Below are 26,482 nucleotides of genomic sequence, written 5' to 3'. Positions count from 1 at the left end.
GGACATCGACATGATCGACCACCTCGGCATTTCCGTTCGCGACTACGACCGCAGCCGCGCGTTCTACACGGCGGTACTCGCGCCGTTGGGCTCTGGGCTGGTGATGGACGTGCCGGCGTCGGTGACGGGCGATGGCTCGCGGCATGCGGGCTTCGGCCACGACGGCAAGCCCACGTTCTGGATCGGCGAACGCGCCGACGGCAATGTCACGCATGACGGTCTGCATATCGCTTTCGTCACGGACTCGCGCGCGGCCGTCGACGCCTTCCACGCCGCCGCGCTCGCCGCGGGTGCGACCGACAACGGCGCGCCGGGCATTCGCGCGCACTACCACCCGAATTACTACGGCGCGTTCGTGATCGATCCGGACGGCCACAACGTCGAAGCGGTTTGCCACCGCATGGAAGCCTCGCCCTGATGTTCGACAAGATCCTGATCGCCAATCGCGGCGAGATCGCCTGCCGCGTGATCCGCACCTGCCGCGCGCTCGGCATCCGCACCGTCGCCGTGTATTCGGACGCCGATGCCGACGCGCAGCACGTGCGCCAGGCCGACGAGGCCTATCGAATCGGTGGACCGCGTCCGCAGGAGTCGTATCTGCGCGGCGACGCGATCCTCGAGGTCGCGCTCAGTTCCGGCGCGCAGGCGATCCATCCCGGCTACGGTTTCCTCAGCGAGAACGCGGACTTCGCCGACACGGTAGAAGCAGCGGGTCTCGTGTTCATCGGCCCGCCCGCGGCGTCGATGCGAAAGATGGGCAGCAAGGCCGGCGCCAAGGACCTGATGCACGCGGCGGGCGTTCCGGTCGTGCCCGGCTACACGGGCGAGGACCAGTCGAACGAAACGCTGCAGCGCGAGGCCGATCGGATCGGCTATCCGTTGATGATCAAGGCGGCGCACGGCGGCGGTGGCAAGGGCATGCGCATCGTGCGGTCGTCGCAGGAATTCCTGCCCAACCTGGAGAGCTGCCAGCGCGAAGCGCGCAATGCGTTCGGGCGCGACCGCGTGCTGCTGGAGCGCTACATCGAGAAGCCGCGGCACATCGAGATCCAGGTGTTCGCCGACACGCACGGCAACACGCAGCACCTGTTCGAGCGTGAATGCTCGGCGCAGCGTCGCTACCAGAAGGTGCTGGAGGAATCGCCGTCGCCGTTCCTGACGCCGGAACTGCGTCGCGCCATGGGCGATGCCGCCGTGCAGGCCGCGCGCGCGATCGACTACGTCAACGCCGGCACCGTCGAGTTCATTGTCGGGCAGGACGGCGGCTTCTATTTCATGGAGATCAACACGCGCCTGCAGGTCGAGCATCCGGTCACCGAGATGGTGACGGGGCTTGATCTCGTCGAGTGGCAGCTGCGCGTGGCATCAGGGGAGTCGCTGCCGGTCACGCAGGACGCGCTCGCGCAACGCGGCCACGCGATCGAAGTGCGCCTGTACGCCGAAGATCCGGACGCCGGCTTCCTGCCGGGTTCGGGGCGCCTCGAGCGTCTGCGCCTGCCGACGGCGGCCGAAGGCGTTCGCGTCGATTCCGGTGTAGTGGAAGGCGACACGGTCACCATCTTCTACGACCCCATGATCGCCAAGCTGATCGTGCACGGCGCGGACCGCGCGCAGGCACTCGCACGCATGCGCAGCGCGCTCGCGCAGTGCGAGATCGCGGGGCCGAAGTCGAACGTCGAATTCCTCGAGCGACTCGTGCGTCACCCGGCCGTGGTCGACGGCACGATCGATACGGGCTACCTCGATCGCCACCTCGACGAATTCCTTTCGACGTCCAGCAGTGATGACTCGCGGCTGTTTGTCGCCGCAGTTGTCGCACGATTGGTTTCGCACGAACGTGGCGCGCGCGGCTGCAACGCGGCGTCGAACGACCCGACCTCGCCGTGGGCGACGCCCGACGGGTGGCGCATCGGCGAACACGCAATGTCGCGCATCGCGGTGGAACACCGCGGCGAGCGCGTCGTACTGCGTGCAGGCGGTCACAACGGGCGTTACCGCGTCGAGCATGGCGGTCGCCTGCATGCGATCGATGGCGCGCGGCTCGACGGCGATGCAATGAGCCTGCGCATCGACGGCACCGCGATGCGCGTGCAGGTCGGTGGTGGTCGCGGGCATTGGACCGCGCACGACGGCACGCACCGGATCGCGATCACCGCTGCGCCACTGCACGACACGCATCACGGCATTGGCGAAGGCGGCACCGATCGGATCGCTGCGCCGATGCCGGGACGCGTCGTGGTCGCTCGCGTGCAGGCGGGCGACGCCGTGACCGCGGGCCAGGAAGTGATGGTCATCGAAGCGATGAAGATGGAATTGAGCCTGAAGTCACCGCGCGACGGCGTCATCGCCGAAGTGCGCGGCGCGGCGGGTGATTTCGTCGAAGCCGACGCCGCGCTGGTCGTTCTGGAGCACGTGTCGTGAGTGACCTCGTCCGCATCGTCGAGGTCGGCCCACGCGACGGGCTGCAGAACGAGAAGACGATCATCGCGACCGCCGACAAGATCGCGTTGATCGATCGACTGTCGGCGACCGGCCTGCCCGTCGTCGAGGCCACCAGTTTCGTCAGCCCGAAATGGGTACCGCAGCTTGCCGATGCCGCCGACGTCTATCGCGGGATCGCGCGACGCGCCGGTGTCGACTATCCGGTGCTGGTGCCGAACCTGCAGGGCTACGAGCGCGCGCGCGAGGTCGGCGTCACGCACATCGCGGTGTTCACCGCGGCGTCGGAAGCGTTCAACCGCAAGAACATCAACGCGTCGATCGACGAATCGCTCGAGCGCTTCGCGCCGGTGATGGAGCGCGCGAAGGTCGACGGCGTCCGCGTGCGTGGTTACGTGTCGACGGTGCTCGGCTGCCCGTACCAGGGCGACGTGCCGGTGGCGGACGTGGTGCGCGTCGCGAAGGCGCTGCATGCGATGGGTTGCGAGGAAGTGTCGCTCGGCGACACGATCGGCGTGGGTACGCCGTCGAAGGCGCGGGCCATGCTGCGTGATGTTGCGACCGAAGTGCCGATGCGGGCGCTCGCAGTGCACTTCCACGACACCTACGGACAGGCGCTCGCCAACATTCTCGCGTGCCTCGAGGAAGGCGTTCGCGTCGTCGATTCGGCGGTGTCCGGCACCGGCGGATGCCCGTATGCAAAGGGCGCAAGCGGCAACGTCGCGAGCGAGGACGTCGTCTACATGCTGCACGGCATGGGCATGACGACCGGCGTCGATCTAGACGCGCTGGTCGATACCGGACGCTGGCTGGCGGCCCTGCTCGGCCGCGAAACGTCCAGCAAAGTCACCCGCGCCCGCGGAAGCAGCGAATGAAACCTGCCGACTACACGATCCGCCCCATCGATGCGCGCGACGACGCGGCCATCGCCCGCATCATCCGGGCGGTCATGCCGGAGTTCGGCGCGTGCGGTTCGGGTTTCGCGATCAACGACCCGGAAGTCGACTGGATGCATCGCGCGTATTCCGCGCCGCGCAGTGCGTACTTCGTGCTCGAAGTGAACGGCGAAGTGGTCGGTGGTGGTGGCGTGGCGCCACTGGAAGGCGGCGACGCGGACACCTGCGAGCTGCGCAAGATGTATTTCCTGCCGACGGCGCGCGGCCTCGGTGCCGGTGCCGCGGTGATGGAAAAGTCGCTCGACGCCGCACGCGAATTCGCCTTCAAGCGCTGCTATCTGGAAACACTCACCGGCATGGACGCGGCGATGCGCCTGTATGAGCGCAAAGGCTTCCGCCGCATCGAAGCGCCGCTCGGCGCCACCGGCCACGGCGGCTGCGACGTCTGGTACCTCAAGGACCTCTGACATGACGCGTCCGCTTGCCGCGGTGCTGGCGATGGCGTCGCTCGCAGCGATGCCCGTGTCCGCCGAAACATTGCTGCTCGCGCCGGCGCGCGTATGGACCGGCGAGGGCGCGTCGCATCCCGGCTGGGTCGTGCTGGTGCGCGACGGCGCGATCGCGGCGGTCGGCCCCGCGGCATCGGTCGACGCGCCGGCCGATGCGCGCCGCATCGACCTGCCCAACGCGACGCTGACGCCCGGCCTGATCGAGCTGCATTCCCACCTGTTCCTGCATCCGTACAACGAGGAGAGCTGGAACGACCAGGTGCTGAAGGAGCCCGAGGCGTATCGCACGCTGCAGGCCGCGAAGTTCGCCGGCGACACGCTGCGCGCGGGCTTCACCACGTTGCGCGATCTCGGCACCGAGGGCGCGGGCTTCGCGGACGTGTCGCTGAAGCGCGCGATCGACGAGGGCCTGGTCGCCGGCCCGCGTCTGTTCGTTTCGACGCGCGCGATCGTCGCGACGTCGAGCTACGGCCCCGGCCCGCGCGGGTTCCGCCCCGACGCCGATCTACCCGGCGGCGCGCAGGAAGTCAGCGGCACCGACGAGGCCATGCGTGCGGTGCGCGAGCAGGCCGGTCGCGGCGCCGACTGGATCAAGTTCTACGCCGACTACCGCGTCGGCCCGGGCGGCACCGCGCAACCGGCGTTCACCGCGAACGAGATGAAGGCGATCGTCGAGGCCGCGCACACCGGCGGTCGTCCGGTCGCGGCGCACGCGGCGACCGACGCCGGCATGCGCATGGCGATCGACGCCGGCGTCGACACCATCGAGCACGGCTACGGCGGCAGCGCACAGACGTTCAAGTCCATGCGCGACCACGGCGTCGCCTACCTGCCGACACTCACCGCGGTCGAAGCGACCGAGACCTACTTCAACCACTACGTGCCCGGGCAGTCCGCGCCGACGCCGAAGATCGAGGAATCGCTGAAGGCGTTCCGCACCGCGATGGCGCAGGGCGTGACGATCGGCTGCGGCAGCGACGTCGGCGTGTTCCGCCATGGCGACAACTGGCGCGAACCGGCGCTGATGGTGAACGCCGGCATGTCGCCGGTCGACGCGATGCGCGCCTGCACGTCGACCGCCGCGGCGATCCTGAAGCAGCAGGACCGCATCGGCCGGATCGCGATCGGGCTGCGGGCCGACCTCGCCGCGTTCGAAGGGGACCCCACGGTCGCGATCGACGCACTGCGCCAGCCGGTGCTGGTGGCCAAGGACGGCGTGCTCTACCGCGAGCCGGCGTCGCACTGAGCCGCGGCCGGCGCAGCCGGTAGAATCGCCGCCTTTCCGGCTTTTCGAGGGACCGCCAATGCAGATCTCCAACGCGCGCGCCGTCATCACCGGCGGCGTCTCCGGCCTCGGCTTCGCCGTAGCGCAGCGCATCGTCCGCGACGGCGGCCGCGCCGCGCTGTTCGACGTCAACGACGAGAAGGGCCAGGCGGCGGTCGCCGAACTCGGCGCCGACAAGGCGAAGTTCTTCCGCACCGACGTCACCGACGAAGCGGGCGTCACCGCGAACGTAGCCGCGGCCGTGGAGTTCCTCGGCGGCTTGAACGTCGCGGTGAACTGCGCGGGCATCCTGGGTTCGGGTCGCGTGCTCGGCAAGGACGGCCCGATGCCGCTGTCGCAGTTCCAGACCACGGTGATGGTGAACCTGGTCGGCAGCTTCAACGTCGCCAAGGCCTGCGCATCGGTGATGCAGAACAACGAAGCCGGCGTCGACGGCGAACGGGGCGTCGTCATGAACACCGCGTCGGTCGCGGCGTACGAAGGCCAGATCGGCCAGGCCGCGTATTCGGCGTCGAAAGGCGGCGTGGTCGGCATGACGCTGCCGATGGCGCGCGAGTTCGCGCGTTTCGGCGTCCGCGTCGTCACGATCGCGCCCGGCGTGTTCTGGACGCCGATGGTCGACGGCATGCCGGACAGCGTGCAGCAATCGCTCGCGGCGTCGATCCCGTTCCCGTCGCGCCTGGGCAAGCCCGAGGAATTCGCCGACCTCGCCGCATACATCCTCGGCAACACGTATATCAACGGCGAGACGATCCGCCTCGACGGCGCGACGCGCCTCGCCCCGAAGTAAACCGATGCCACGCGTCCCTCGGGAGCCGCAGCAGCCGCTTCGCGCACGCGCACTGGGACGCACGCGCTACGTGCTCCTCGTCGGCGTTGCAGGCTGGGGGCTGCCGATGTTCGTCTACATGATGCTGCTGCGCCCGTGGATCGGCGGCCACGCCCAGGAGATTTCGGCGCGCCACCTCGCGATCGGTGCCCTGACCTGGGCCGTAGCAGGCGCAGCATTCGGACTCTTCATGTGGCATGTCGGCCGCGTGGCCCCACAAATTCAGGACAACGAGCGAACCAAGCAATGAAGGCCTACGACATCAAGAAGGGCAACGTCGTCGAACACAACGGCGGCGTGTACCAGATCCGCGACATCGAACGCAGCTCGCCGCAGGGCCGTGGCGGCAACGTGCGTTTCCGCTTCACCATGTACAGCGTGCCAGGCGCCAACAAGCTGGACGCGAGCTTCGACGGCGACGACGACCTGCGCGAAGTCGACCTCGCGCGTCGCCAGGCGACGTTCTCGTACATGGACGGCGACGCGTTCGTGTTCCTGGACGACGAGGACTACACGCCGTACACGCTCGACCCGGGCGCGGTCGGTGATATGGCCGGCTACATCGTGCCGGACCTGTCGGGCTGCTACGTGCAGGTGATCGACGACGCACCGGTGGGCCTGCAGCTGCCGCAGACGGTGACGCTGGAAGTCATGGAAACCCCGCCAGAACTCAAGGGCGGCACCGCGACCAAGCGTCCGAAGCCGGCCAAGCTGTCGACCGGCATCGAGATCATGGTGCCGGAATACATCGGCACCGGCGAGCGCGTGCTGGTGAACACCACGACGGGTGAGTTCGCCGGCCGCGCGGACTGATTCGACGCCGATCCAGTATGCGAAGGGCCGGCATTTCTGCCGGCCCTTCTTGTTTGCGTCGCGACATCCCGTGCGCGCGCCTAGCTGGCCTGCGCGTTCCGGATACGCCACTTCATCGACATGCGATGCACGGATTCGTCGGTCGCCGGGTCGTCCAGAAGCGACTGCACGTCGCGCCATGCGAGGTCGAGCGACTCTTCGCTGACGACGAATGTTTCCTCATCGCCTGCACGAACGACGAATCGAACGTCGTAATGCCAGTGCGCGGGAACATCGCCGCGCTCGGGGATCCAGTGGCGGTCGAGATCGAACAGGCCGGGCTCCAGCGTCAGGCCACCGAGGCCGGACTCCTCTTCGGCTTCCTTCAACGCAACGCGGCCGAGTTCGACGTCGCCGTCCGCGTGGCCGCCGAGCTGCAGCCATCGACCCAGCTTGCGATGGTGCGTGAGCAGGACACGCGTGCCCGTGCGGTCGACCAGCCACGCGGACCCGGTGAAGTGCCCCGCGAGCCGCTCGCGCGCGAACGGCGCACTGTCCAGGTCATGCAGCAGCTCGACGAAGTGCGCGACGACGTCCGACTCATCGGGCCAACGACGCGCGTAGTCGGCGAGGTCGGCGTGCAGCCGGACGGTCGCAGCGTGGGGGTCGGTCGAGGCGTCCATACGAAGGCGTCTTCATGGGTGCAGTGCAGCATTATCCCGATTCATACACCGAAGGGCGCGTCGCGACTTGTGCAGCGCGGGCGGCTGCGGCTAAGGTCCACGGGTTCCCCGGGGTACGCGCCGGGGCCTTAGTCCCGGGGAGACACCGCAAATGCTGTTCCAGCGCAGAAAGCCGCTCGACCTGATTCTCGCGACCGCCGAAAAGCGCTCGCTCAAGCGCCAGCTCGGCGCATTCGACCTGACCATGCTCGGCATCGGCGCCGTGATCGGCACCGGCATCTTCGTGCTCACCGCGGTCGCGGCGAACAAGGCCGGCCCGGGCATGATGTACTCGTTCATCATCGCCGGCGTGGTGTGCGCACTGACGGCGTTGATGTACTCCGAGATCGCGGCGATGGTGCCTGTGTCGGGCTCGGCCTACACATATTCGTACGCGGTGCTCGGCGAGCTCATCGCGTGGATGGTGGGCTGGGCGCTGATCCTCGAATACGCGGTCGCAGCCGGCGCCGTCGCGGTCGGGTGGTCCGGCTATGCGAACGGCTTCCTGCACGCGCACGGAATGGGATTGCCGACTGCACTGCTCTCGGGTCCGTTCGACCCGGTGACGCTGCCTGACGGCACCGTCGCGCGCGGCAGTTTCAACCTGATCGCCTTCCTGCTCTCGCTGCTCGTGACCTGGCTGCTGGTCATCGGCACCAGCAAATCCGCCAAGGTCACGTCGGTGCTGGTCCTGATCAAGATCGCCGCGCTCACCGCGTTCGTGTTGCTGGCGTTCCCGGCCGTGAAGTCCACGAACTTCGCTCCGATGCTGCCGAACGGCTGGGGCACGCCCCTCTCGGGCGTGGGCGTGCTCGGCGCCGCCGCGTCGATCTTCTTCGCGTATGTGGGCTTCGACGCGGTCTCGACGGCCGCGGAAGAAACCAAGAACCCGAACCGCAACATCCCGATCGGCCTGATCGGTTCGCTCGGCGTGTGCACGGTGTTCTACCTGCTGGTCGCGTACGCGGCGGTCGGTTCGATGGGCGCGCAGCCGGGTGGCCCGCTGTCGATGAGCAAGGAGCCGCTGGCATTCGTGCTCCGCAACATCGGCTGGCCGCGCGTGGGTGATCTCGTCGCGGCCGCGGCGATCATCGCGCTGCCGTCGGTGGTGCTGATGATGATGTTCGGCCAGACGCGCATCCTGTTCACGATGGCGCGCGACGGCCTGATGCCGGCCGTGTTCGCCAAGGTGCACCCGCGCTTCCACACCCCGCACGTCGTGACCTGGACGACCGGCATCTTCGTGGCGTTCTTCGCCGCGCTGTTCCCGGTGAGCGCGCTTGCCGACATCTCGAACGCCGGCACGCTGTTCGCATTCTTCATGGTCTGCGCGGGCGTCATGATCCTGCGCCGCACGGAGCCGAACCGCGCTCGTCCGTTCCGCACGCCGCTGGTCTGGATCGTCGGCCCGCTGGCACTTGCCGGCTGCGTGCTGCTGTTCTTCAGCCTGGGCTGGGATCCGACCATCAAGTTCTTCTGCGCCTGGGCCGTTCTGGGCCTCATCGTCTACTTCCTGTTCGCGCGTCGTCGCAGCCACCTGGCCCACGGCGAGCCGATCGAGCTGCACGAAGTGCCGGAGCCGAACATCAAGTAAGCGGGCATATCGGTCACTGAAACGGCGCGGGCAACCGCGCCGTTTTCTTTTGCGACGACGAATGTTCCGCACCAGGCATCCGGGCGTCGCGCCTTCGTTGCGCGTCGGAAACGCGGACTGCCCTAAACTTCACTGATGAGCACACCCCTGCCCTACGACCCGCAACGCCTCGCGGTCTGCGCGGACGAAATCATCGTCAACGTCCGCGAGCTTGCCGAGCGCGGCTGGACGCCCGCGACCAGCAGCAACTTCTCGCGCCGGATGGATGCGGAAAACGTCGCGATCACCGTGTCCGGCCGCGACAAGGGCCGTCTTGTCGAGGCCGACATCATGGTCGTCGACCTCGATGGGCGGCCGGTCGCCACGACGCAGAAGTCATCGGCCGAAACGCTGCTGCATACGCAGCTCTACAAGCGCTTCGCTGACGTCGGCTGCGTGCTGCATACGCACTCCATGAACCAGACGGTCGCATCGCGTCTCTATGCGGCCGATGGCGTGCTCCGGCTGGAAGGCTACGAGTTGCTCAAGGCGTTCAGCGGCAACACGACGCACGACGCCCTGCTCGATCTTCCCGTGCTGCCCAACACGCAGGACATGCCGGAGCTCGCAGAGCGTGTGGAACGCCTGCTAGACGCCGGCCCGATGTGGGGCTACCTGATCGACGGGCACGGACTGTACGCCTGGGGCCGCGACATGCCGGAAGCGCGCCGCCACCTCGAAGCGTTCGAGTTCCTCATTACCTGCGAACTGGAACTCCGCCGACTCGGCACTTCGTCCACTGCACTCTCCCGGAGCGCGTCATGAGCCGCTTGCGCATCTTTCACGAATCACGACCCGACCAGCCCGAGTTCGTCGCGACCGAAGCGGATTCGATCGCCGAGAAACTCGCACCGATCGGCGTCGGTTTCGAGCGCTGGGAAGCGAGCAAGCCGATCAAGGCCGGTGACGCGCCTGACGTCATCCTCGATGCGTACCGCAGCGACATCGACCGCATCGTCGCCGAGCGCAACTTCAAGACGGTCGATGTCGTCAGCATCGCCCCGGACAACCCGAACCACGCCGACGCGCGCAGGAAGTTCCTGGACGAGCACTTCCACAAGGAAGACGAGGTGCGCTTCTTCGTCGCGGGCTCCGGGCTGTTCACGCTGCACGCGGGCGAGCGCGTCTACGAGATGAAGTGCGAAGCCGGGGACCTGATCTCGGTGCCGGATTCGATGCTGCACTGGTTCGACATGGGCCCGGAGCCAAGCTTCGTGGCGATCCGCTTCTTCCAGGAACCGGATGGCTGGATCGGCCACTTCACCGGCACCGACATCGCGCAGAAATTCCCGCGCTACGAGCCCGGCCAGGCCGGCTGACCACACGCAGAACCGCAGTCCGCCGAACACGCGGCTCGCATCTCCGGATCAACGAAACCCATGCCCGTCCGCGCGATCCTCACCGACATCGAAGGCACCACCAGCAGCATCTCGTTCGTGAAGGACGTGCTGTTCCCCTACGCGCGCCGCGCCCTGCCCGGCTTCGTGCGCGAGCACGGCAACGAGCCCGAGGTGCGACGCTGGCTCGATGCAGTGGCCGTCGAGCACGGCGGCATCTGCAGCGACGACACGATCGTCGAAGTGCTGCAGGGCTGGATCGACGAGGACCGCAAGCACACGGCGCTCAAGGCGCTGCAGGGCATGATCTGGGATGCCGGCTATCGCAGCGCCGATTTCACCGCGCACCTGTATCCCGACGCCGCGCTTGCGCTTCCGGAATGGCACGACGCCGGGTTCCCGCTCTACGTGTATTCGTCCGGCAGCGTACCGGCCCAGCGCCTGTTCTTCGGGCACAGCGACGCCGGCGATCTCACGTCGCTGTTCTCCGGCTGGTACGACACCGAGGTGGGCGGCAAGCGTGACGCCGACAGCTATCGGCGCATCGCCGAAAACATCGGCATCGCGCCGGGCGATATCGTCTTCCTGTCGGACGTGGTCGAAGAACTTGATGCAGCGCGCGATGCCGGCATGCAGACCGTGCTGATCGACCGTCGCAACGACTATCCGCAGCCGCGCACCGGCGATGCGACGCGCGGCCATCGGCGTGTCGAGACGTTCGCGGACGTCGGCATCTAGATCTCGCGGCGACGAGGGCCGCGGTCGCCTTCAGGTTTGCGTCGTCGCCACGGCGTTCAGGGCTGCGCATCCTGCAACGTGTACGTCGTGTTCGCCCGCTGCTCGCCCTGCCAACGATCGATCGTGCGTACGTCGATCCGATGTTCGCCGACGGCCAGGTTCGTCGGCAGCGCGCCGCGCCATAGATGGGTCGATGGCTGCGCCTCGGGCGAACGATCGTAGCCCCGCAGTTTGGCAGCTTCGTCGTCGCGCACGTTCTCGGCGAGCAGCCACGGATCCGGTTGCTCGACGCGCTTCATCGGCACCCAGTCACCGTTGTCGACGCGGAACTCGACGCGCTGGTCGGGCACGCCCATCCACACGTTCGCGTAGACGCCCCATGCGGGGTATGCACCTCGACGGAGCACGCGTGGTGCGTGCGCGCGCATCGCGCGGGTCAGCGCGCCCGACTCCTCGGTGATGCCCGCGGGTTGCCACGACAGCTTGTACGTGGCATCAGACGCGACGACGAGCCGCGCCGTACCGTTTGGCGTCCCGTCGGGCATTGTCGAATCCGGCACGCCCGCGGCGTTCTTCACACCCGACCAGTAGGCGCCGCATGCCGCACCCGCGTTGTACTCGTGCAGCGGTGCGGCGCCATGCCAGCCGGTGCCTGCGTCGTGGAAGAACTGGCGTTGCACGTGACCGTGCGCGCTGAGCACGAGTGCGTGCGGCACGTCCTTCAGCAACGCGAACAGGCGCTCGCGGTCGGCACTGCGGAAGGTTTCCCCACCGTCCGGGAACAGCGGGATGTGCACCGCGATTACGAGCAGGCGCTTGCCGTCATGCGTCGGCAGGTAATGCTCGAGGAATTGAAACTGCTCGTCGCGGAGCCCGCCGATGTACGCGGGCTTCTGACCGGGCCTCGAGATCACGTCGTCGAGCACGACGAAATCGGCCTGCGGCTCTTCCCAGGCGAACGTGTCGGGACCGAACTGCTGGCGGAAGCTGAGCAACGCATCCCCGTCGCGTCGTGCATCGGCATCCACGTCGTGATTGCCCGCCACGTGCAACCACGGCGCGCCGAGACGCGTCGTCACCGAGGTGATCTCGGGATACAACGACAGGTCATCGCTGACCACGTCGCCGAGCGTGATGCCAAGGTCGGCCGCAGGCGTCCCGTCGCCACGTCGCAGCGGCTCGACGATATCGCGCGCGTAGTAGCCGACATCCACCAGCGACTTCGGTTGCGTGTCGGCGAACACCAGTACATTCAGGTCGCCTTTGCGCGGCGCAGCGCGATGCAGGCCGAACGACGGACACATGCTGCCCGCGTCCCGTATGCCGCCATAGCGCAGCCCGCTGGCAAAAAGCTGCGGCGTGTGCGCCCAGAACAGCGGCAGGCGGTCCTCGCGACGCGGCACGTCGAAGCCTGCAGGCTTGATGACGAACACCGTGCGGCCGGGCATCGGGGGCAGGTCGAAGCGACCATCGTCCGACGTCGCCACGACACGCACGCCGTCCGACACGCGAATGCCCGGAATGCCGGCTTCGCCCGCGTCGCGACGGCCATTGCCGTTTCGATCCTCGTATACCGCGCTGTCGCATCGTGGCGCAGCCTGCGCATGCGACCACGAGGCGAACGTGAGCAGCGCGAATGCGACGAGCGAACGGGTCATGGCGGCCTCCGAGACTAGCGGAAAGCCTAGCAGCGACGCTGCGTCATTGGGTTTTGCCGTGGCGTTGCCGCAGCACATCGACCGCGTCGTCCAGCGAGAGGCCGCGCGCACGCAGCAGAACGACGAGGTGGTACAGCAGGTCTGCCGATTCACCCAGCAACGCATCGTCGTCCTGCGCGACCGCAGCGAGCGCAGTCTCGACACCCTCCTCGCCGACCTTCTGCGCGATGCGTCGCATGCCGGACTCCAACAACGTCGTGGTGTAGCTGCCGGCGGGTCGCTCGCGTGCGCGGCGCTCGACCAGTGCGTCCAGCGTGCCCAGGAAATTGTCGGGCGCATCGGGAAAGCAACTGGCGCGGTCCAGGTGACAGGTCGGCCCGCGCGGGTTGGCCAGCACGAGAACCGTGTCCGCATCGCAGTCGAGCCGCACATCGACGACGTCGAGGATGTGGCCGGACGTCTCGCCCTTGGTCCACTGTCGCTGCCGCGTTCGGCTGAAGAACGTCGCCTGCCGCGTCGCCATCGTGTGCGCCAGTGCGTCGCGATCCATCCAGCCGACCATCAGCACGCGCAGCGTCGTCGCGTCCTGCACGACGGCGGCGAGCAGGCCGTCCTGCTTCGTCCAGTCGACAGACTCGACGTCGAATGCGATCGGCTCAACCACGACGCACCTCGATGCCCGCAGCGGCAAGCTCGCCCTTCAACTCCGGAATTCGCACGGCGCCCGAATGGAACACGCTCGCCGCGAGTGCGCCGTCCACATCGGCACGGAATGCTTCAGCGAAATGCGTTGCGTCGCCCGCACCGCCCGACGCCACCAGCGGAACGCGGCATACCGCGCGCGCGGCACGCAGCTGTTCGATGTCGTAACCGCGTCGCACGCCGTCGCTGCCCATGCAGTTCAGCACGATTTCGCCGGCACCACGATCCTGCGCCTCGTCGATCCACTCGAGCGTGCGCCGCGGCAGCGCACGTGTGCGCGACGGGTCGCCGGTGTACTGGCGAACACGCCATTCACCGTCGTCATCGCGCAGGCTGTCGACGCCGACCACCACGCACTGCACGCCGAATGCCGCGGCGAGTTCGTCGATGAGATCCGGCCGCTCCAGCGCGGGTGTGTTGACCGAGATCTTGTCCGCGCCCGCATGCAGGACCCCGCGCGCATCGTCGACACTTCGGATGCCGCCCGCGACACAGAACGGAATATCGATCAGCCGTGCGACGCGCTCGACCCAGTCGCGATCGACACTGCGGCCTTCGGGACTCGCAGTGATGTCGTAGAAGACGAGTTCATCCGCACCCTCGTCGCGATAGCGCAGCGCGAGGTCGACGATATCCCCCATGTCGACGTGGTCGCGGAATCGGACGCCCTTCACGACACGGCCTTCGCGCACGTCCAGGCACGGAATGATGCGGCGACTCAGCACGGCGCGGTTTCCTTCGCCGCGTCCAAGGCGTCCTCGACGCCAAGCCGGCCTTCCAGCAACGCCTTGCCGAGCACGATCCCCGAGCAGCCGGCATCGAGCGCCGCACGCACGTCGTCGACCGATCGCGCGCCACCCGACGCCTGCACGCGCAGCGACGGCGCACGGGCGACGAGCGCGGCGTAAAGCGCGAGATTCGGCCCGGCGAGCATGCCGTCACGGCCGATGTCGGTGCACAGCAGATGCCGCAGGCCCGCCGTCGCATACAGGTCGACGAGATCGAACAGGTCGGCGGCGCCTTCGCGCGTCCAGCCTTCGGTCGGAAGCGTCCAGCGCCCGTCGACCTCGCGACTGTCGAGCGCAACCGTGATGCGTTCATGGCCGAACCGCGCCAGCCAAGGGGCGACAACCTGCGGCTGCCGCACCGCGAGCGATCCCACGACCACGCGGTCCGCACCGGCATCCAGCAGGCGCTGGACGTCGTCCGCGGATCGCACGCCGCCACCGGTTTGAACGCGGAGGTTCGTCGACATTCCGATGCGGGTCAGCAGCGTGCCGATCGAATAGCCGCCGTCGCGCGCGGCGTCCAGATCGACAAGGTGCAGCCACGTCGCGCCGGCGCTCGCGTAGCGCTCGGCGATCGCGAGTGGATCGTCCGCGTAGCGTGTCTCCTGCGCATAGTCGCCCTGCTTCAGTCGAACCACGCGGCCGTCGCGCACGTCGATCGCCGGATAGACGGTGAATCCGCTCACGCTGCCACCTTCAGGAAGTTTTCGAGTATCCGCGCGCCGACGGCAGCGGAACGCTCGGGGTGGAACTGCGCCCCCATGCGATTGCCACGACGAACGACCGCCGCGAAGCGCTCGCCATGCGTGCACGTTGCGACCGTGTCCGCGCTTACGGGCGCAGCGTAGCTATGCACGAAATACGCACTGTCCTCGTCCTCGATACCGTCGACGAGCGCGTCGCCACGCACGCGGTGGAGCGTGTTCCAGCCCATGTGCGGCACGCGAACGCCGGCTGCCTGGGCGATCTTGCGCACACGGCCCGGCAGCAGCCCAAGACAGTCGACGTCGCCTTCGTCCGAGGCTTCGAACAGCAGCTGCATGCCCAGGCACACGCCGAGAAGCGGCTGCCTGAGCGAGCGCACGCACTCGACGAGGCCGAGCTCGCGCAGTCGCGCCATGCCGGCAGCGGCAGCGCCAACACCCGGCAGCACCACGCGCTCCGCACTCGCGATTTCGACTGGGTCGGCGCTGAAACGAACCGTCACCCCGAGCCGCTCGAACGCGTAACGCACCGAGCCGATATTCGCGCCGCCTGCGTCGATGAGCACGACGTCCATCAGAGTGCACCCTTCGTCGATGGAAGCTCGCGACCGTCTCGCGCGATCGCCTGACGCAGTGCACGTGCGACGACCTTGAAGCACGCCTCGACCTTGTGGTGATCGTTGTCACCATGGACGCGCAGGTGCAGATTCAACCCCGCGGTTTCGCACAGCGAGCGGAAGAAATGCGGGACGAGTTCGGTCGGCAGGTCGCCGACGCGCTCGCGCGTGAACGCGCCTTCGAAAACGAAGTAAGGACGGCCCGAGAAATCGAGCGCGGCGCTCGCCAGCGCCTCGTCCATCGGCAGGGTGAACCCGTGCGACGCCGTCGTGTTGCCGTCGGCCGCGGCCACATCGGCCGACCCGTAGCGCCCGATGCCGCGCTTGTCGCCAAGCGCATCGCGAAGCGCCTGGCCAAGCGCGAGCGCGCAGTCCTCGACCGTGTGGTGCTCGTCGATGCGCAGGTCGCCTTCGCATTGAAGCGACAGCGCGAAACCGCCGTGCTTGCCGATCTGTTCCAGCATGTGGTCGTAGAAGCCGAGGCCGGTGCGGACGTTCGGTTCCGCCGCCCGGTCGAGGTCGACATCGACGACGATCCGCGTCTCCCTGGTCGAGCGGTCGATACGCGCCGTGCGCGGCGCATCGACGAGTGCGTGCGCGATTCCGGCCCAATCCCACTCGCCACCGAACTGCGGCGTGCGCAGCTGGAAGCCGCGTATGCCGAGGTTGTCGGCGAACTGCACGTCGGTCGGGCGATCACCCACCATCGCCGAACGCGACCAGTCGATCGAGCGGTCCTTCAGGTACGACGTCACCAGGCCGATCTGCGGCTTGCGCGTGGGCGCGTTGTCGGTCGGGAAACTTGTATCGATGAGGACGTCGCGGAAGCGGATGCCCTGGCTTTCGAACACCTGCATCATCAGGTCGTGCGGCGCCTGGAACGACTCGCGCGGATAGGCCGGGGTTCCGAGGCCATCCTGGTTCGAAACGATGACGAACTCGTACCCGGCATCGCGCAGCTTCAGCATCGCCGGAATCACGTCCGCGATGAAGCGCAGCTTGTCGAAGCGGTCGATCTGGAAGTCGGACGGCTCCTCGATCAGCGTGCCGTCACGGTCGACGAACAGGATGGGTGTCGTCATGCGACGACACCTGCGAGCACGGCCAGCACGCGATCATTCTCTTCGGGGCGACCCACCGTGATGCGCAGTGCGTCCGCAAGACCCGGCTGCGCGCGGACGTCGCGCACCACGATGCCGGCGGCGAGCAGTGCGTCGAACGCAGTCTGTGCGTCCTCGAAGCGCACCAGCAGGAAATTCGACGACGATGGATACACGCGGGTGACGCCCGGCGCGTCGTTCAACGCACGGGCCAGACGTTCGCGCTCGTTGATCGTCGCGGCCGTGTGTTCGCGCGTGGACGAGAGCACCCCGGCATCCAGCGCATCGACCACCAATGCGACGCACGGCGACGGCAGCGGGTACGGCGCCTGGCAGCGACGCAATAGCGCGATCAGGTCGGCATCGCCGACGGCGACGCCGAGGCGCGCGCCGGCAAGCGCATGTGCTTTCGACAGCGTGCGCAGTACGACGACGTTGCGGCATTCGGCGAGCAGCGAAATCGCCGACGGACTCGATGCGAATTCCTGGTACGCCTCGTCCACGACCACGATCGCGCGACCGTCCACGCGCGCGGCGAGTCGTCGCACGTCGGCCAACGCCACGACGTCGCCCGTTGGATTGCCGGGCGAGCAAAGAAATACCAGGCTCGCCGTGGAAGCGATCGCGGCGTCCGCCACCGCGTCGACATCGCAGTGGAAGGCGACGCCATCGTCGACGAGCGGCACTTCGACGACGCGCGCGCCGTGCAGGCGCGCACTCACCGCATACATTCCGAACGTCGGCGGCGTCGTCGCGATCGCGCCGCTGCCCGGGGCACACAGGGCGCGCACCAGCAGATCGATGGCTTCGTCGCTGCCGCGCCCCGCGAGCAACTGGTCGGGACGACAGCCGTAGAGCGCGGCGAGCCGATCGCGCAAGGGTTGCGGCTGCGGCTCCGGATAGCGACGCGCGGCGCCGTCGTCGGCGGCGTTGGGCCATGCGGATTCATTCGCATTGAGCCAGACGTCGCCGGCCAGCCGATCGCTGCGTGCGGAGCGGTAGCCCGCGAAGTCGCGCAGGTCGGCGCGAACGAGGTCGAGCGGCGTGTTCATGCCAATGCCTCGAGCCGCACGGATACCGCACGGCGGTGCGCGTCGAGGCCTTCCGCCATCGCGAGTTCGACCGCGCACGGCCCGATCGCGGCGAGGCCTGCGCGCGCGACCTCCTGCACGGTGATCGCCACCTGGAAGCTCGCGACGCTCAACCCGCCGGTGCTTCGTGCCGCACCGCCGGTGGGCAGCACGTGGTTCGTGCCGCTGCAGTAATCGCCGAGCGCTTCCGGGGCCCAGTCGCCGAGGAAGATCGAACCAGCCGCCTCGACGCGATTGAGCCAACGTCGTGGCTCGCGAACGGCGAGGATCAGGTGCTCCGGCGCGTACGCATTGCTGACGTCGAACGCGGCGTCGAGCGTTTCGACCCGGATGGCGAGTGATGCCGCGAGCGCAGCACGAGCGATGTCAGCGCGCGACAGGCTGTCGAGTTGCTGGTCGATCGCAACCGCAACCTCGTCGATCACGGTCGCGTCGTCGCTGACGAGGATGACCTGCGAGTCGCGGCCGTGCTCGGCCTGCGACAGCAGGTCGGCGGCAACGAATGCGGGCGTGCAACCGCGGTCCGCGATGACCAGCACTTCCGACGGGCCGGCCGGCATGTCGATCGCCGCGCCACCTTCGGCCATCGACACCTGGCGCTTGGCCTCGGTGACGAACCCATTGCCCGGGCCGAACAACTTGTCGCATTTTGGAACCGACGCGGTGCCGAACGCCATCGCAGCGATCGCCTGCACGCCGCCGACGGCGAACACGCGACGGATTCCGCAGCGCTGTGCCGCGTACAGCACCGCGGGATCGACGGTGCCATCAGGTCGCGGTGGCGAGCACAGCACGATATCCACGCATCCGGCGAGCTGCGCCGGAACACCGAGCATCAACGCCGTCGATGGCAACGGTGCGGAGCCCGCCGGCACGTACAGGCCGACGCGACGGATCGGTCGCAGCACGCGCTCGCAACGCACGCCCGGCGCGGTATCGATCGCGACAGGCTGGGTCGTGCACGCGGCGTGGAAGGTGCGGATGCGATCAGCCGCGTCGTCGATGGCACGTTTCAGCGCTTCCGGAAGCGCTGCGGCGGCGTCGGAAAATGCTTGTGCGTCGACTTCGAATCGATCGATCTCGACACCGTCGAACCGTGCGGTGAGCGCGCGCAGCGCCAGATCGCCATCGCGACGGACCTGCGCGATCAACGCAGCGACGGACGACGTGACGTCTTCCGCGACGCGTTGCGACGGGCGACGGAGAAACGCCTCGCGCGCCACGGCGTCGAGGTCGGACCAGCGAACGCGCTTCATGCCAGCATGCTCTCGACGGGCAGCACCATCAGGCCGTGCGCGCCTGCGCGCTTGAGGTCTTCGAGGCGTTGCCATGTCAGTCGGCCGTGGCAGAGCGCCTGCAGCGCGAGCCGGTCGGCGCCGTCGACCTGCAGCACCGTGGGCGAATCGGCGTCGGGCAACAACGGCAGCAACTGTGCGATCGCGGCACGGTCGGCCTGGAACATCAACAGGCGACTGTGGCGCGTGCGCAACGCACCTTCCAGACGTCGCAGCAATAGTTCGGCGAGCAATGCGCGCTCGCCTTCGAATTCGGCGGCCGGGCCCGCCAGAACTGCTTCGCTTTCGAGCAGCGTCGCAACGGGCTTGAGCTGGTTCGCAGCGAGCGTCGCGCCGCTGGATACGAGGTCGCAGATCAGGTCGGCCTGACCGAGCCGCGGCGCGATCTCGACCGAGCCGGAGAGCGTGACGATGTCGGCGTCGATGCCCTGCCCGTCCAGCCACGCACGCAGCAGCGACGGATAACTCGTGGCGATGCGGGTACCGGCGAGTTGCGCCGCGCCGCGCCATTCCCATTCGTCCGGCACCGCCAGCGCCAGACGGCAACCGCCGAAACCCAGCGGTACGAGTTCGCGAAACGCCGACGGCGCGCCGCCGCGCTGGCGATCGAGATCCTGCTCGCCAAGCACGTTGCGGCCGACGATGCCGAGATCGCACACGCCATCGGCGATGAGGCCGGGGATGTCGTCATCGCGCACGAGCAGCAGGTCGATCGGCAGCGCTTCGCCGTAGCAGAACAGGCGATCGCGACTTTCGCGCCAACTGAGACCGCAGGAGCCGAGCAATGCGCGTGCGGGATCGGCGAGGCGGCCGGACTTCTGGATGGCGATGCGCAGGCGATCGCGGGGTTCGATGACGGCACTCATACGGTCTCTTTGCGTGGCTTGCGGGCGAGGCGTCTGGTGGCGATGCCGTAGCCGCCCGCGCCGTGTTCGAGCGTTCGGGCGACACGGCCGATGGTGGTGACGCTGACCTTCGTCTCGTCGTGGATCTCGCGGTACGGCACGCGATCGCGCAGGTACGGGACGACGCGCCAGCGATCGCTCATCGCTTCGAGTTCCGCCGGCGTGCAGAGGTCTTCGAGGAACGCGAGCACCTCGTCGCCCGAGCGCAGGGCGGCGAAGGCCTCGGCGAGGACCTCGAGGGAGAGCTGCTTTTCGGCGTCTTCGAGCGGTGGACGTCGCTTCATCGTTCGTTCCAATGTATTAGCGCGTTAGTACGTTAATGCGGCCGTGGCCGCGAGTCAACGGCCGCAAACGCGAACGGGCCGGAGTTCATCCGGCCCGTTCAGGGACTACCGCGTTGCGAACAGCGTCAGACGACGGTGTCGCCCAACACCGCCTGCCGCGCCGCGGCCAGCACGCGACCGTCCCTGACCAGGCGCACCGCGGCCTGCACGTCACCATCCATCGCGCGGTCGAAGCCCATGAAGGGGATCGATTCGCGGATCAACGCGTGGGCGGCCTGCACTGCGGTGCCAGGCCCGAATTCGCCGGCGCCCGCGAGCTCACTGCGCAGGCCGTCGACCTCCGCGAGGAACGCGTCGCGATCAGTCGACGTCGCGATCGGCGAGCACGCCACCTTCGATGCCAGGTCATCGAGCGAACCGGCGCGGGCCAGTGCGCGCGCGGCGTTGATCATGTCGCGACGGAGGTCCAGCGCCTGCGCGGCGGTGTACAGCTCCAAGCCGAGCACCTTGCCGAGATCATCGGCCATCGCGAGGACGTGGCGCGCTTCGTTCGCGCCCATCGACACATGGTCTTCGGCGTTCGCGCTGGTCGGGATGGAGTACACGGAGGCCGGCATCGCACGGCTGGCGAGGTCGTTGACGATCGCCGCCGCGGTGTACTGCACGATCATGAAGCCCGATTCGGTCGCGTCCTCGTTGCCGATCAGGAAACCCGGCAGCCCGTCGTTGGTCGCCGGGTCGACGAGCTTGTTGAGCCGGCGCTCGGAGATGCTCGCGAGCACCGGGATCGCCGCCTTCACGTAGCTCATCGCGAGCGCGAGCGGCATGCCGTGGAAATGGCCCGCCGACACCACCTGATCCTCGACGTGCGCGGCGTCGGCGTCCGGGAACACGATCGGGTTGTCGGTGAGCGAGTTGAGTTCGATGTCGAGCACGCGCGCGGCCTGCGCGAGCGCGTCGCGAACCGCCCCGTGCACCTGCGGAACGCACCGCAGCGAGTAGCTGTCCTGCGGCTGGTGCTTCTTGCCGCCGCGGAACGGCCGGAAACGGTCGTAGAACTTCTCTCGCCCGTGTCGCTGCGACAGCGGCACCCAGTCCCAGCCGATGTCGAAACGCAGTTCGCGCGCTTCATCCGTCGCCCAGCTTTCGGGCAGCCACGGTCGGAAGCGCGGCACGAGGTGGTACGGGATGTCGGCGAGGGTCGAGCCCTCGAGCAGCTGGCGCAGGTGCGCGGCGACAGCCACCTGCCCGGGGTGCGGACGCAATGCGTGCACCTCGGGCTTGAACGCGCCGAGCCGACCGGCGAAGGCGTCGATCGTCATCGCGGCCGCGAGGTCGGCGGTGTCGACGAGTTCCTCGAGCTTCGCGAGCGCGAGCACGCCGGTCGCCAGCATCTGCGCCGTGCCGTTGTTGAGCGCCAGGCCTTCCTTGTACGACAGCGTGACCGGCTGCAGCCCCGCGCGTCGCAACGCTTCGCGGCCCGCGAGACGCTCGCCACCGAGGAAGGCTTCGCCCCCGCCCAGCAGGACGATGGCGAGATGCGACAACGGTGCGAGGTCGCCGCTTGCGCCGACCGAACCCAGCTGCGGCACCACCGGCACGATGCCGGCGTTGAGCATCGCGGCGAGCGCGCGCAACGTCTCGACGCGGATACCCGAATGCCCGCGCATCAACGTGTTGATGCGGATGCACAGCATCGCGCGCACGACTTCCGGCGCGAACGGCTCGCCGACGCACACCGCATGGGTGACGATCAGGTTGCGCTGCAGTTCGGCGTGCAGTGACTCGTGCGCGTTGCTCGCATCGCTGCCCGCGCCGCTGCGCAGTCGATACGAACCGAGCAGGCGATCGGCATTGCTGCCGAAGCCCGTCGATACGCCGTAGATCGGCTCTTCGCGACTGACTTGTTCGGCGAGGAAATCGGCGGCTCGCGCCACGGCCGGCAGCTGGCCCTCATCAAGCTCCACGGCCGCGCCGTACGCAACGGCCAGCACCTGTGCGCGGGTCAGCGAACGACCATCGAGATGCACCGGCTTCATGCGCGCACCACCGGCTGCGCGAGTTCCACGCGCAAGGTCGATGCGAGTTCCCCGCGGCCCACCTGGAACTGGTCCTCCCGACGAAGGTCCTTGACGGTCACCTTGTTCGTCGCGATTTCGTCATCCCCCAGCACGACGACGAAACGGATGCCGGCGCGATCGGCGTAGCGGAATTGCTTGGCGATCTTCGAAGCTTCCATCACCACTTCCGTGTTGAACCCGGCCTGGCGCAGATCATTGGCGACTGCGAGGCAATGTGGCAGGTGCGCAGCGTCCATCTGCGTCACCAGCACCTGCACCGTGCTTTCGGCCGAGGCGAGCAGACCGGCTTCGCGCAGTTGCCAGAACAGGCGCGTCAGGCCGATCGAGATGCCGACGCCCGGAAGCTTCGACTTGGTGTAATGGCTCGCGAGGTTTTCGTAGCGGCCGCCCGAACAGATCGAGCCGATCTGCGGGAAGTCGTTCAACGTCGTCTCGTAGACGGTGCCCGTGTAGTAGTCGAGGCCGCGGGCGATGGAGAGGTTCAGTGCGTACGCCGCTTCCGGCACGCCCATCGCGCGCACCAGCTCGAATACTTCGCGCAGCTCGGCGACGCCGGCGGCCAGCGATTCATTGACGTCACCTTCCGTCGCGAGGCGATCGAGCGTCGCGATCGCGTCCGCATGCGACGTCGAGCGGATCTCGACAAACCGCAGGATGCGGTCGACCGCGTCGGCAGCGAGGCCGAAACCGTCGCCCGTCAACGTGTCGCGCACGTAGTCGGCGCCGCGTTTGTCGAGCTTGTCGACTTCACGCAGCACCAGGGCCTGCTGGTCCGCATCGGTCACGCCCTGCTGCTCGAAGAAGCCGCGCATCAGCTTGCGGTTGTTGAGATGGATGGTGAATGCACCGATGTCGAGTTCGGAGAACACCGCATGGATCGTGGCGGGCAGCTCGGCGTCGAAGCGGACGCTCAGCGCGTCCTTGCCGATGACGTCGATGTCGCACTGGTAGAACTCGCGAAACCGGCCGCGCTGCTGGCGCTCGCCGCGATAGACGCGCTGCATCTGGTAGCGACGGAACGGAAATGCCAGCTCGTGCTCGTGCTCGGCGACGTAGCGCGCGAGCGGCACGGTGAGGTCGAAGCGCAGCGCCATTTCGGGCAGACCTTCGGCCGCCTTCTCGAGCGCGCCGGTCGACTGCACGAAATACACCTGGCGCTCGGTTTCGCCGCCGGACTTGGTCAGCAGCACCTCCGACAGTTCCATCACCGGCGTCTCGACCGGCAGGAAGCCGAAGCGCTCGAAATTGCGGCGGATGACGTCGAGCATCCGCTGGAAGGCGATCTGGTCGGGCGGCAGGAGCTCGAGGACTCCGGCCGGCGTGCGTGGCTTGATCAAGGGGTTCCCCGGAACGGGCGGATCGGACGTCACAGTTTAACGGCGAGCGGCGGCGGCCCCACGGAAAGCTTCACCGCCCCTTGTCGTGAACCTCACCGCCCGATAGACTTTGCGGCTCAGCTGTCGGGGTGTAGCTCAGTCTGGTAGAGCGCTACGTTCGGGACGTAGAGGTCGCAGGTTCGAATCCTGTCTCCCCGACCAAAAAATTCATCGAAAAGCCGGCCTTGCGCCGGCTTTTTCGTTTTCCGGTAGCGCCTGCGCCGTATCAGCGCTCGTGCCGCAACAGAAGCGGCATGTCCGCATGGCACAGCACGTGGCGGGTCACGCCACCCAGCGCCCATTCCGTAAGCCGCGCGTGGCCATAGGCGCCCATGACGAGCATGTCCGCGGCAAGCGCACGTGCCGCTCGGAGCAGCATCGCACCGGTTCCTTCGCCGCCGTCCCCGGCTTCGATCGCCTGGATCTCGGCGTCCGGCCTGTGCCGCGCGAGTACGTGGTGCAGATCGAGCATGGGCATTGTCGGCTCGCTCGCCCTGCCCGCGCCGTCGAGGACCACGACCCGCGACGCGCGCTCCAGCAAGGGTCGCGCCGAATGCAGCGCCGCGGCGGCGCAGGGCGATCCGTTCCACGCGACCACCACCGTGCCGAACGCGGTTTCGCCCGAATGCCCGGCCGGCAGCGCGAACGTCGGCAGGCCCGTCGCCGACGCGAGCCGCCCGACGCCGGACGGGCTGTCCCACGGATCATCGGATTTGCGGTCGAGGCCTGCCACCAGAAGATCGTGCGAACCGGCGAGGTACCGCAGCGCGCGTGCCGCGTCGCCTGCGGCCGACAGCCATGCGGTGCCGCGAACCCCGAGCGACGCTGCCCATGCGTCGAATTCGGCGGCGCGCCCGTCGCAATCGCGCCGCTGCCGGGCGATTTCCATTGCCGCCGTCGCCGCGAGCATGCCGAGGTCGTAGGGCGACAGCGGCGGCACGCCGATCGGTACGACATGCACTGCGGTCACCGAGCCGTGCAGCATCCCGGCGATGCGCGTTGCCGCGCGGACGCCGTCGTCCCAGTCATCGATCCGACGCGAGCGAACCAGTACGTCGTGCATTCCAGCCTCCTTGGTCGCGGCCCTCGCCTGCCGGGTCCGCGCCGATGCAGATGCGCGCGGGTCAGCGCGCGGTGTAACCGCCATCGACCACCAACTCACTGCCGGTCACGAATTTCGATTCGTCCGACGCGAGGTAGACCACCGCCCATGCGACGTCGTCGGGCTCGCCCATGTGACCCAGTGGATGCAGTGCGCCGACGTCGCGACGCGCGGCGTCGAGATCGGTCGCGCCGGTGTCGCGCAGATGCTGTTCGACCATCGACGTCCAGATGAAACCCGGATGCACCGAATTCACGCGGATGCCGTCGGCTGCGTAGAGCAACGCATCCGTCTTGGACATCAAGCGGACGGCTCCTTTCGACGCGTGATACGGCGGCACGTCCGGCGCACCGACCAGGCCATAGATCGAGGACAGATTCACGATGCTGCCGATGCCGGCACGCTTCATGTGCGGGATCGCGTGCTTGGTGCAGAGAAATACACCCTTTACGTTGACCGCCTGCACGCGGTCCCACTCGTCTTCCGTCAGTTCGTGCGTCGGCTTGTTGGGCCCAGCGATTCCCGCATTGTTGACCAGCACGTGCAACGCGCCGAAGCGTTCGACCACCGCGTCGATCGCGGCTGCGACCTCGGTCTCGCGGCTGATGTCGACGCGCCAGAATGCGACTTCGCCGCGCGGTTCCAGCGCCGTCGCCAACGCGTGCCCCGCTGCTTCATCCATATCGAAGATGGCGACCGCGGCGCCCTGCTCGGTCAGCCGTTGCACGCACGCGCGGCCGATGCCGACGGCGCCGCCGGTGACGATGCACACGCGACCACGAACGCGGTTCATGCGCCACCGCCGGCCAGGCCGGTCGCGTACAACGCGATCAGCGGGAAAACGAACAGGACCAGCAACGCGAGCTTGAACAGGCCGATCATCACGAACATCAGGGCGTCGTACGTCGAGCGTTCCAGTCGGAACCAGTGGCTGTGCAGGCGATAGATCGCACCGGGGATCGCCAACCACGCGAACGCCCAGACCAGCAGGATCGCGTAGCCCATGCCGGCACACCATGCGAGCACGTCTGCGAGTTGGTGCGGCGTCATCGTCATTCCCACACCGGGTCGATGCATCGACGATGGACCGGTCGCGCGCACGAGGCTTGCGCCGGATCAAAATGCGGCACCGTTCGTCGGTGCCGCTTGTCACCGTCGACCGCGCGCCCGTCTGCACGACTCGCGGCAGCGGACGCGGCCGATCGCCACGGGACGCAACGAGGGCGAGCCAAGGCGCGACTTCACTGCGCGGAGAATCGCGGGCTGTCAGTCTCCTGACATGGACGACCAGCCCGATCAGGACCGCATCGAAGCACTCGAGGCGGACGTCGCGTTCCTCAAGGAACAGATGTCCCTGCTGGCGCAGTACCTGGCGATCATGATCGGCCGCGCGCAGGTCAACGACTGCATGCTCTCGGCGCTGATCCTGTCGCACCCGGACCGCGAGTCGCTCAACTCGGTCTGGCGACAGTCGTCCGCCGCGGTGATCCCGAACGTGGTCGTTCGCGGCCCGTCTCCGTGGGACTCGGAGATCGCCGACACCGCCAAGCAGCGGGTCGACCACCTCAACGAACTCGCCGACCCCGAAGGGTCCTGATC

29 protein-coding genes and 1 tRNA gene are annotated in these 26,482 nt (G+C 67.9%); 14 read left to right on the top strand and 16 right to left on the bottom strand.

The window, feature by feature from the left end:
* Nucleotides 1–10: 10 nt before the first annotated feature.
* From ACKTTN_RS06395 to yeiP, 8 genes are read left to right on the top strand one after another with little or no spacing between them, the layout of a single operon-like run.
* Nucleotides 11–418: a VOC family protein gene (locus ACKTTN_RS06395; RefSeq protein ID WP_407909042.1), complete on the top strand. Its 408-nt coding sequence runs from the start codon at nucleotides 11–13 to the stop codon at nucleotides 416–418.
* Nucleotides 418–2,421, top strand: a complete 2,004-nt coding sequence (locus tag ACKTTN_RS06390; protein WP_407909041.1) for an acetyl/propionyl/methylcrotonyl-CoA carboxylase subunit alpha — start codon at nucleotides 418–420, stop codon at nucleotides 2,419–2,421. The genes ACKTTN_RS06395 and ACKTTN_RS06390 overlap by 1 nt, the downstream gene beginning before the upstream one ends.
* The gene (locus ACKTTN_RS06385; RefSeq protein ID WP_407909040.1) at nucleotides 2,418–3,314 is read left to right on the top strand and encodes a hydroxymethylglutaryl-CoA lyase; all 897 of its coding nucleotides are present in this window, start codon (nucleotides 2,418–2,420) and stop codon (nucleotides 3,312–3,314) included. The genes ACKTTN_RS06390 and ACKTTN_RS06385 overlap by 4 nt, the downstream gene beginning before the upstream one ends.
* Nucleotides 3,311–3,802: a GNAT family N-acetyltransferase gene (locus tag ACKTTN_RS06380; protein ID WP_407909039.1), complete on the top strand. Its 492-nt coding sequence runs from the start codon at nucleotides 3,311–3,313 to the stop codon at nucleotides 3,800–3,802. The genes ACKTTN_RS06385 and ACKTTN_RS06380 overlap by 4 nt, the downstream gene beginning before the upstream one ends.
* A gap of 1 nt (nucleotide 3,803) precedes the next feature.
* Nucleotides 3,804–5,090 carry a metal-dependent hydrolase family protein gene (locus tag ACKTTN_RS06375; protein WP_407909038.1) on the top strand — a complete coding sequence of 429 codons (1,287 nt, stop codon included), beginning with the start codon at nucleotides 3,804–3,806 and terminating at the stop codon, nucleotides 5,088–5,090.
* Between the two features lie 58 nt (nucleotides 5,091–5,148).
* The gene (locus ACKTTN_RS06370; protein ID WP_407909037.1) at nucleotides 5,149–5,919 is read left to right on the top strand and encodes an SDR family NAD(P)-dependent oxidoreductase; all 771 of its coding nucleotides are present in this window, start codon (nucleotides 5,149–5,151) and stop codon (nucleotides 5,917–5,919) included.
* Nucleotides 5,920–5,923: 4 nt separating this feature from the next.
* Nucleotides 5,924–6,208, top strand: coding sequence for a hypothetical protein (locus ACKTTN_RS06365; protein ID WP_407909036.1), 285 nt, complete (start codon nucleotides 5,924–5,926; stop codon nucleotides 6,206–6,208).
* Nucleotides 6,205–6,771 carry an elongation factor P-like protein YeiP gene (gene yeiP, locus ACKTTN_RS06360; protein ID WP_407909035.1) on the top strand — a complete coding sequence of 189 codons (567 nt, stop codon included), beginning with the start codon at nucleotides 6,205–6,207 and terminating at the stop codon, nucleotides 6,769–6,771. The genes ACKTTN_RS06365 and yeiP overlap by 4 nt, the downstream gene beginning before the upstream one ends.
* Before the next feature lie 80 nt (nucleotides 6,772–6,851).
* Here yeiP and ACKTTN_RS06355 read toward each other — a convergent pair whose 3' ends face one another.
* Nucleotides 6,852–7,433 (bottom strand): NUDIX hydrolase, encoded by a 582-nt coding sequence (locus ACKTTN_RS06355; RefSeq protein ID WP_407909034.1) that lies wholly within the window; start codon nucleotides 7,431–7,433, stop codon nucleotides 6,852–6,854.
* Nucleotides 7,434–7,584: 151 nt separating this feature from the next.
* Here ACKTTN_RS06355 and ACKTTN_RS06350 point away from each other — a divergent pair, with 151 nt between their 5' ends.
* From ACKTTN_RS06350 to mtnC, 4 genes are all read left to right on the top strand, one after another.
* On the top strand, nucleotides 7,585–9,066 hold the full coding sequence (locus ACKTTN_RS06350) for an amino acid permease (protein ID WP_407909033.1): 1,482 nt from the start codon (nucleotides 7,585–7,587) through the stop codon (nucleotides 9,064–9,066).
* A 135-nt stretch (nucleotides 9,067–9,201) separates the two neighbouring features.
* Nucleotides 9,202–9,870: a methylthioribulose 1-phosphate dehydratase gene (locus ACKTTN_RS06345; protein WP_407909032.1), complete on the top strand. Its 669-nt coding sequence runs from the start codon at nucleotides 9,202–9,204 to the stop codon at nucleotides 9,868–9,870.
* The gene (locus ACKTTN_RS06340) at nucleotides 9,867–10,424 is read left to right on the top strand and encodes a 1,2-dihydroxy-3-keto-5-methylthiopentene dioxygenase (RefSeq protein WP_407909031.1); all 558 of its coding nucleotides are present in this window, start codon (nucleotides 9,867–9,869) and stop codon (nucleotides 10,422–10,424) included. Before ACKTTN_RS06345 ends, ACKTTN_RS06340 begins: the two co-directional genes overlap by 4 nt.
* 60 nt (nucleotides 10,425–10,484) lie before the next feature.
* Entirely contained in the window at nucleotides 10,485–11,180 is a 696-nt protein-coding gene (gene mtnC / locus ACKTTN_RS06335; protein ID WP_407909030.1) for an acireductone synthase, read from the top strand.
* A 56-nt stretch (nucleotides 11,181–11,236) separates the two neighbouring features.
* On the opposite strand, the gene ACKTTN_RS06330 is transcribed toward mtnC, so the two are convergent.
* The 12 genes from ACKTTN_RS06330 to hisS all read right to left on the bottom strand — a co-directional run bounded on the left by ACKTTN_RS06330 (nucleotide 11,237) and on the right by hisS (nucleotide 23,742).
* Nucleotides 11,237–12,838: a calcineurin-like phosphoesterase C-terminal domain-containing protein gene (locus ACKTTN_RS06330; RefSeq protein ID WP_407909029.1), complete on the bottom strand. Its 1,602-nt coding sequence runs from the start codon at nucleotides 12,836–12,838 to the stop codon at nucleotides 11,237–11,239.
* Between the two features lie 43 nt (nucleotides 12,839–12,881).
* Nucleotides 12,882–13,502, bottom strand: a complete 621-nt coding sequence (hisIE, locus tag ACKTTN_RS06325) for a bifunctional phosphoribosyl-AMP cyclohydrolase/phosphoribosyl-ATP diphosphatase HisIE (protein WP_407909028.1) — start codon at nucleotides 13,500–13,502, stop codon at nucleotides 12,882–12,884.
* Nucleotides 13,495–14,265 (bottom strand): imidazole glycerol phosphate synthase subunit HisF, encoded by a 771-nt coding sequence (hisF, locus tag ACKTTN_RS06320; RefSeq protein WP_407909027.1) that lies wholly within the window; start codon nucleotides 14,263–14,265, stop codon nucleotides 13,495–13,497. The genes hisIE and hisF overlap by 8 nt, the downstream gene beginning before the upstream one ends.
* A complete protein-coding gene (gene hisA, locus ACKTTN_RS06315) occupies nucleotides 14,259–15,014 on the bottom strand; it encodes a 1-(5-phosphoribosyl)-5-[(5-phosphoribosylamino)methylideneamino]imidazole-4-carboxamide isomerase (RefSeq protein WP_407909026.1) in 756 nt (251 codons plus the stop codon). The genes hisF and hisA overlap by 7 nt, the downstream gene beginning before the upstream one ends.
* Nucleotides 15,011–15,610 (bottom strand): imidazole glycerol phosphate synthase subunit HisH, encoded by a 600-nt coding sequence (hisH, locus tag ACKTTN_RS06310; RefSeq protein ID WP_407910024.1) that lies wholly within the window; start codon nucleotides 15,608–15,610, stop codon nucleotides 15,011–15,013. The genes hisA and hisH overlap by 4 nt, the downstream gene beginning before the upstream one ends.
* Nucleotides 15,607–16,731: a bifunctional histidinol-phosphatase/imidazoleglycerol-phosphate dehydratase HisB gene (hisB, locus tag ACKTTN_RS06305; RefSeq protein WP_407909025.1), complete on the bottom strand. Its 1,125-nt coding sequence runs from the start codon at nucleotides 16,729–16,731 to the stop codon at nucleotides 15,607–15,609. Before hisB ends, hisH begins: the two co-directional genes overlap by 4 nt.
* The gene (gene hisC, locus ACKTTN_RS06300; RefSeq protein ID WP_407909024.1) at nucleotides 16,728–17,801 is read right to left on the bottom strand and encodes a histidinol-phosphate transaminase; all 1,074 of its coding nucleotides are present in this window, start codon (nucleotides 17,799–17,801) and stop codon (nucleotides 16,728–16,730) included. The genes hisB and hisC overlap by 4 nt, the downstream gene beginning before the upstream one ends.
* Complete coding sequence (hisD, locus tag ACKTTN_RS06295) at nucleotides 17,798–19,096, bottom strand: histidinol dehydrogenase (RefSeq protein WP_407909023.1); 1,299 nt, start codon at nucleotides 19,094–19,096, stop codon at nucleotides 17,798–17,800. The genes hisC and hisD overlap by 4 nt, the downstream gene beginning before the upstream one ends.
* Complete coding sequence (gene hisG, locus ACKTTN_RS06290) at nucleotides 19,093–20,001, bottom strand: ATP phosphoribosyltransferase (protein WP_407909022.1); 909 nt, start codon at nucleotides 19,999–20,001, stop codon at nucleotides 19,093–19,095. The genes hisD and hisG overlap by 4 nt, the downstream gene beginning before the upstream one ends.
* A complete protein-coding gene (locus ACKTTN_RS06285; protein WP_407909021.1) occupies nucleotides 19,998–20,324 on the bottom strand; it encodes a YerC/YecD family TrpR-related protein in 327 nt (108 codons plus the stop codon). The genes hisG and ACKTTN_RS06285 overlap by 4 nt, the downstream gene beginning before the upstream one ends.
* A gap of 125 nt (nucleotides 20,325–20,449) precedes the next feature.
* Nucleotides 20,450–22,363, bottom strand: a complete 1,914-nt coding sequence (locus ACKTTN_RS06280; RefSeq protein WP_407909020.1) for an HAL/PAL/TAL family ammonia-lyase — start codon at nucleotides 22,361–22,363, stop codon at nucleotides 20,450–20,452.
* Complete coding sequence (gene hisS, locus ACKTTN_RS06275) at nucleotides 22,360–23,742, bottom strand: histidine--tRNA ligase (protein ID WP_407909019.1); 1,383 nt, start codon at nucleotides 23,740–23,742, stop codon at nucleotides 22,360–22,362. The genes ACKTTN_RS06280 and hisS overlap by 4 nt, the downstream gene beginning before the upstream one ends.
* A gap of 124 nt (nucleotides 23,743–23,866) precedes the next feature.
* Between hisS and ACKTTN_RS06270 the strand changes: the two genes are divergently transcribed.
* Nucleotides 23,867–23,943, top strand: a tRNA-Pro gene (locus ACKTTN_RS06270).
* Between the two features lie 64 nt (nucleotides 23,944–24,007).
* Here ACKTTN_RS06270 and ACKTTN_RS06265 read toward each other — a convergent pair.
* The 3 genes from ACKTTN_RS06265 to ACKTTN_RS06255 form a co-directional block, all read right to left on the bottom strand.
* A complete protein-coding gene (locus ACKTTN_RS06265; protein ID WP_407909018.1) occupies nucleotides 24,008–24,691 on the bottom strand; it encodes a universal stress protein in 684 nt (227 codons plus the stop codon).
* Between the two features lie 214 nt (nucleotides 24,692–24,905).
* Nucleotides 24,906–25,676 carry an SDR family NAD(P)-dependent oxidoreductase gene (locus ACKTTN_RS06260; RefSeq protein WP_407909017.1) on the bottom strand — a complete coding sequence of 257 codons (771 nt, stop codon included), beginning with the start codon at nucleotides 25,674–25,676 and terminating at the stop codon, nucleotides 24,906–24,908.
* Nucleotides 25,673–25,933, bottom strand: coding sequence for a DUF6868 family protein (locus ACKTTN_RS06255; RefSeq protein ID WP_407909016.1), 261 nt, complete (start codon nucleotides 25,931–25,933; stop codon nucleotides 25,673–25,675). The genes ACKTTN_RS06260 and ACKTTN_RS06255 overlap by 4 nt, the downstream gene beginning before the upstream one ends.
* Before the next feature lie 229 nt (nucleotides 25,934–26,162).
* Between ACKTTN_RS06255 and ACKTTN_RS06250 the strand changes: the two genes are divergently transcribed.
* Nucleotides 26,163–26,480 carry a hypothetical protein gene (locus ACKTTN_RS06250; protein ID WP_407909015.1) on the top strand — a complete coding sequence of 106 codons (318 nt, stop codon included), beginning with the start codon at nucleotides 26,163–26,165 and terminating at the stop codon, nucleotides 26,478–26,480.
* Nucleotides 26,481–26,482: the final 2 nt, after the last annotated feature.

The sequence above is a fragment of the Lysobacter claricitrinus genome (assembly GCF_045866565.1).
GTDB classification, from domain to species: domain Bacteria; phylum Pseudomonadota; class Gammaproteobacteria; order Xanthomonadales; family Xanthomonadaceae; genus Cognatilysobacter; species Cognatilysobacter claricitrinus.
This window is presented reverse-complemented; position numbering and strand designations above follow the sequence as displayed.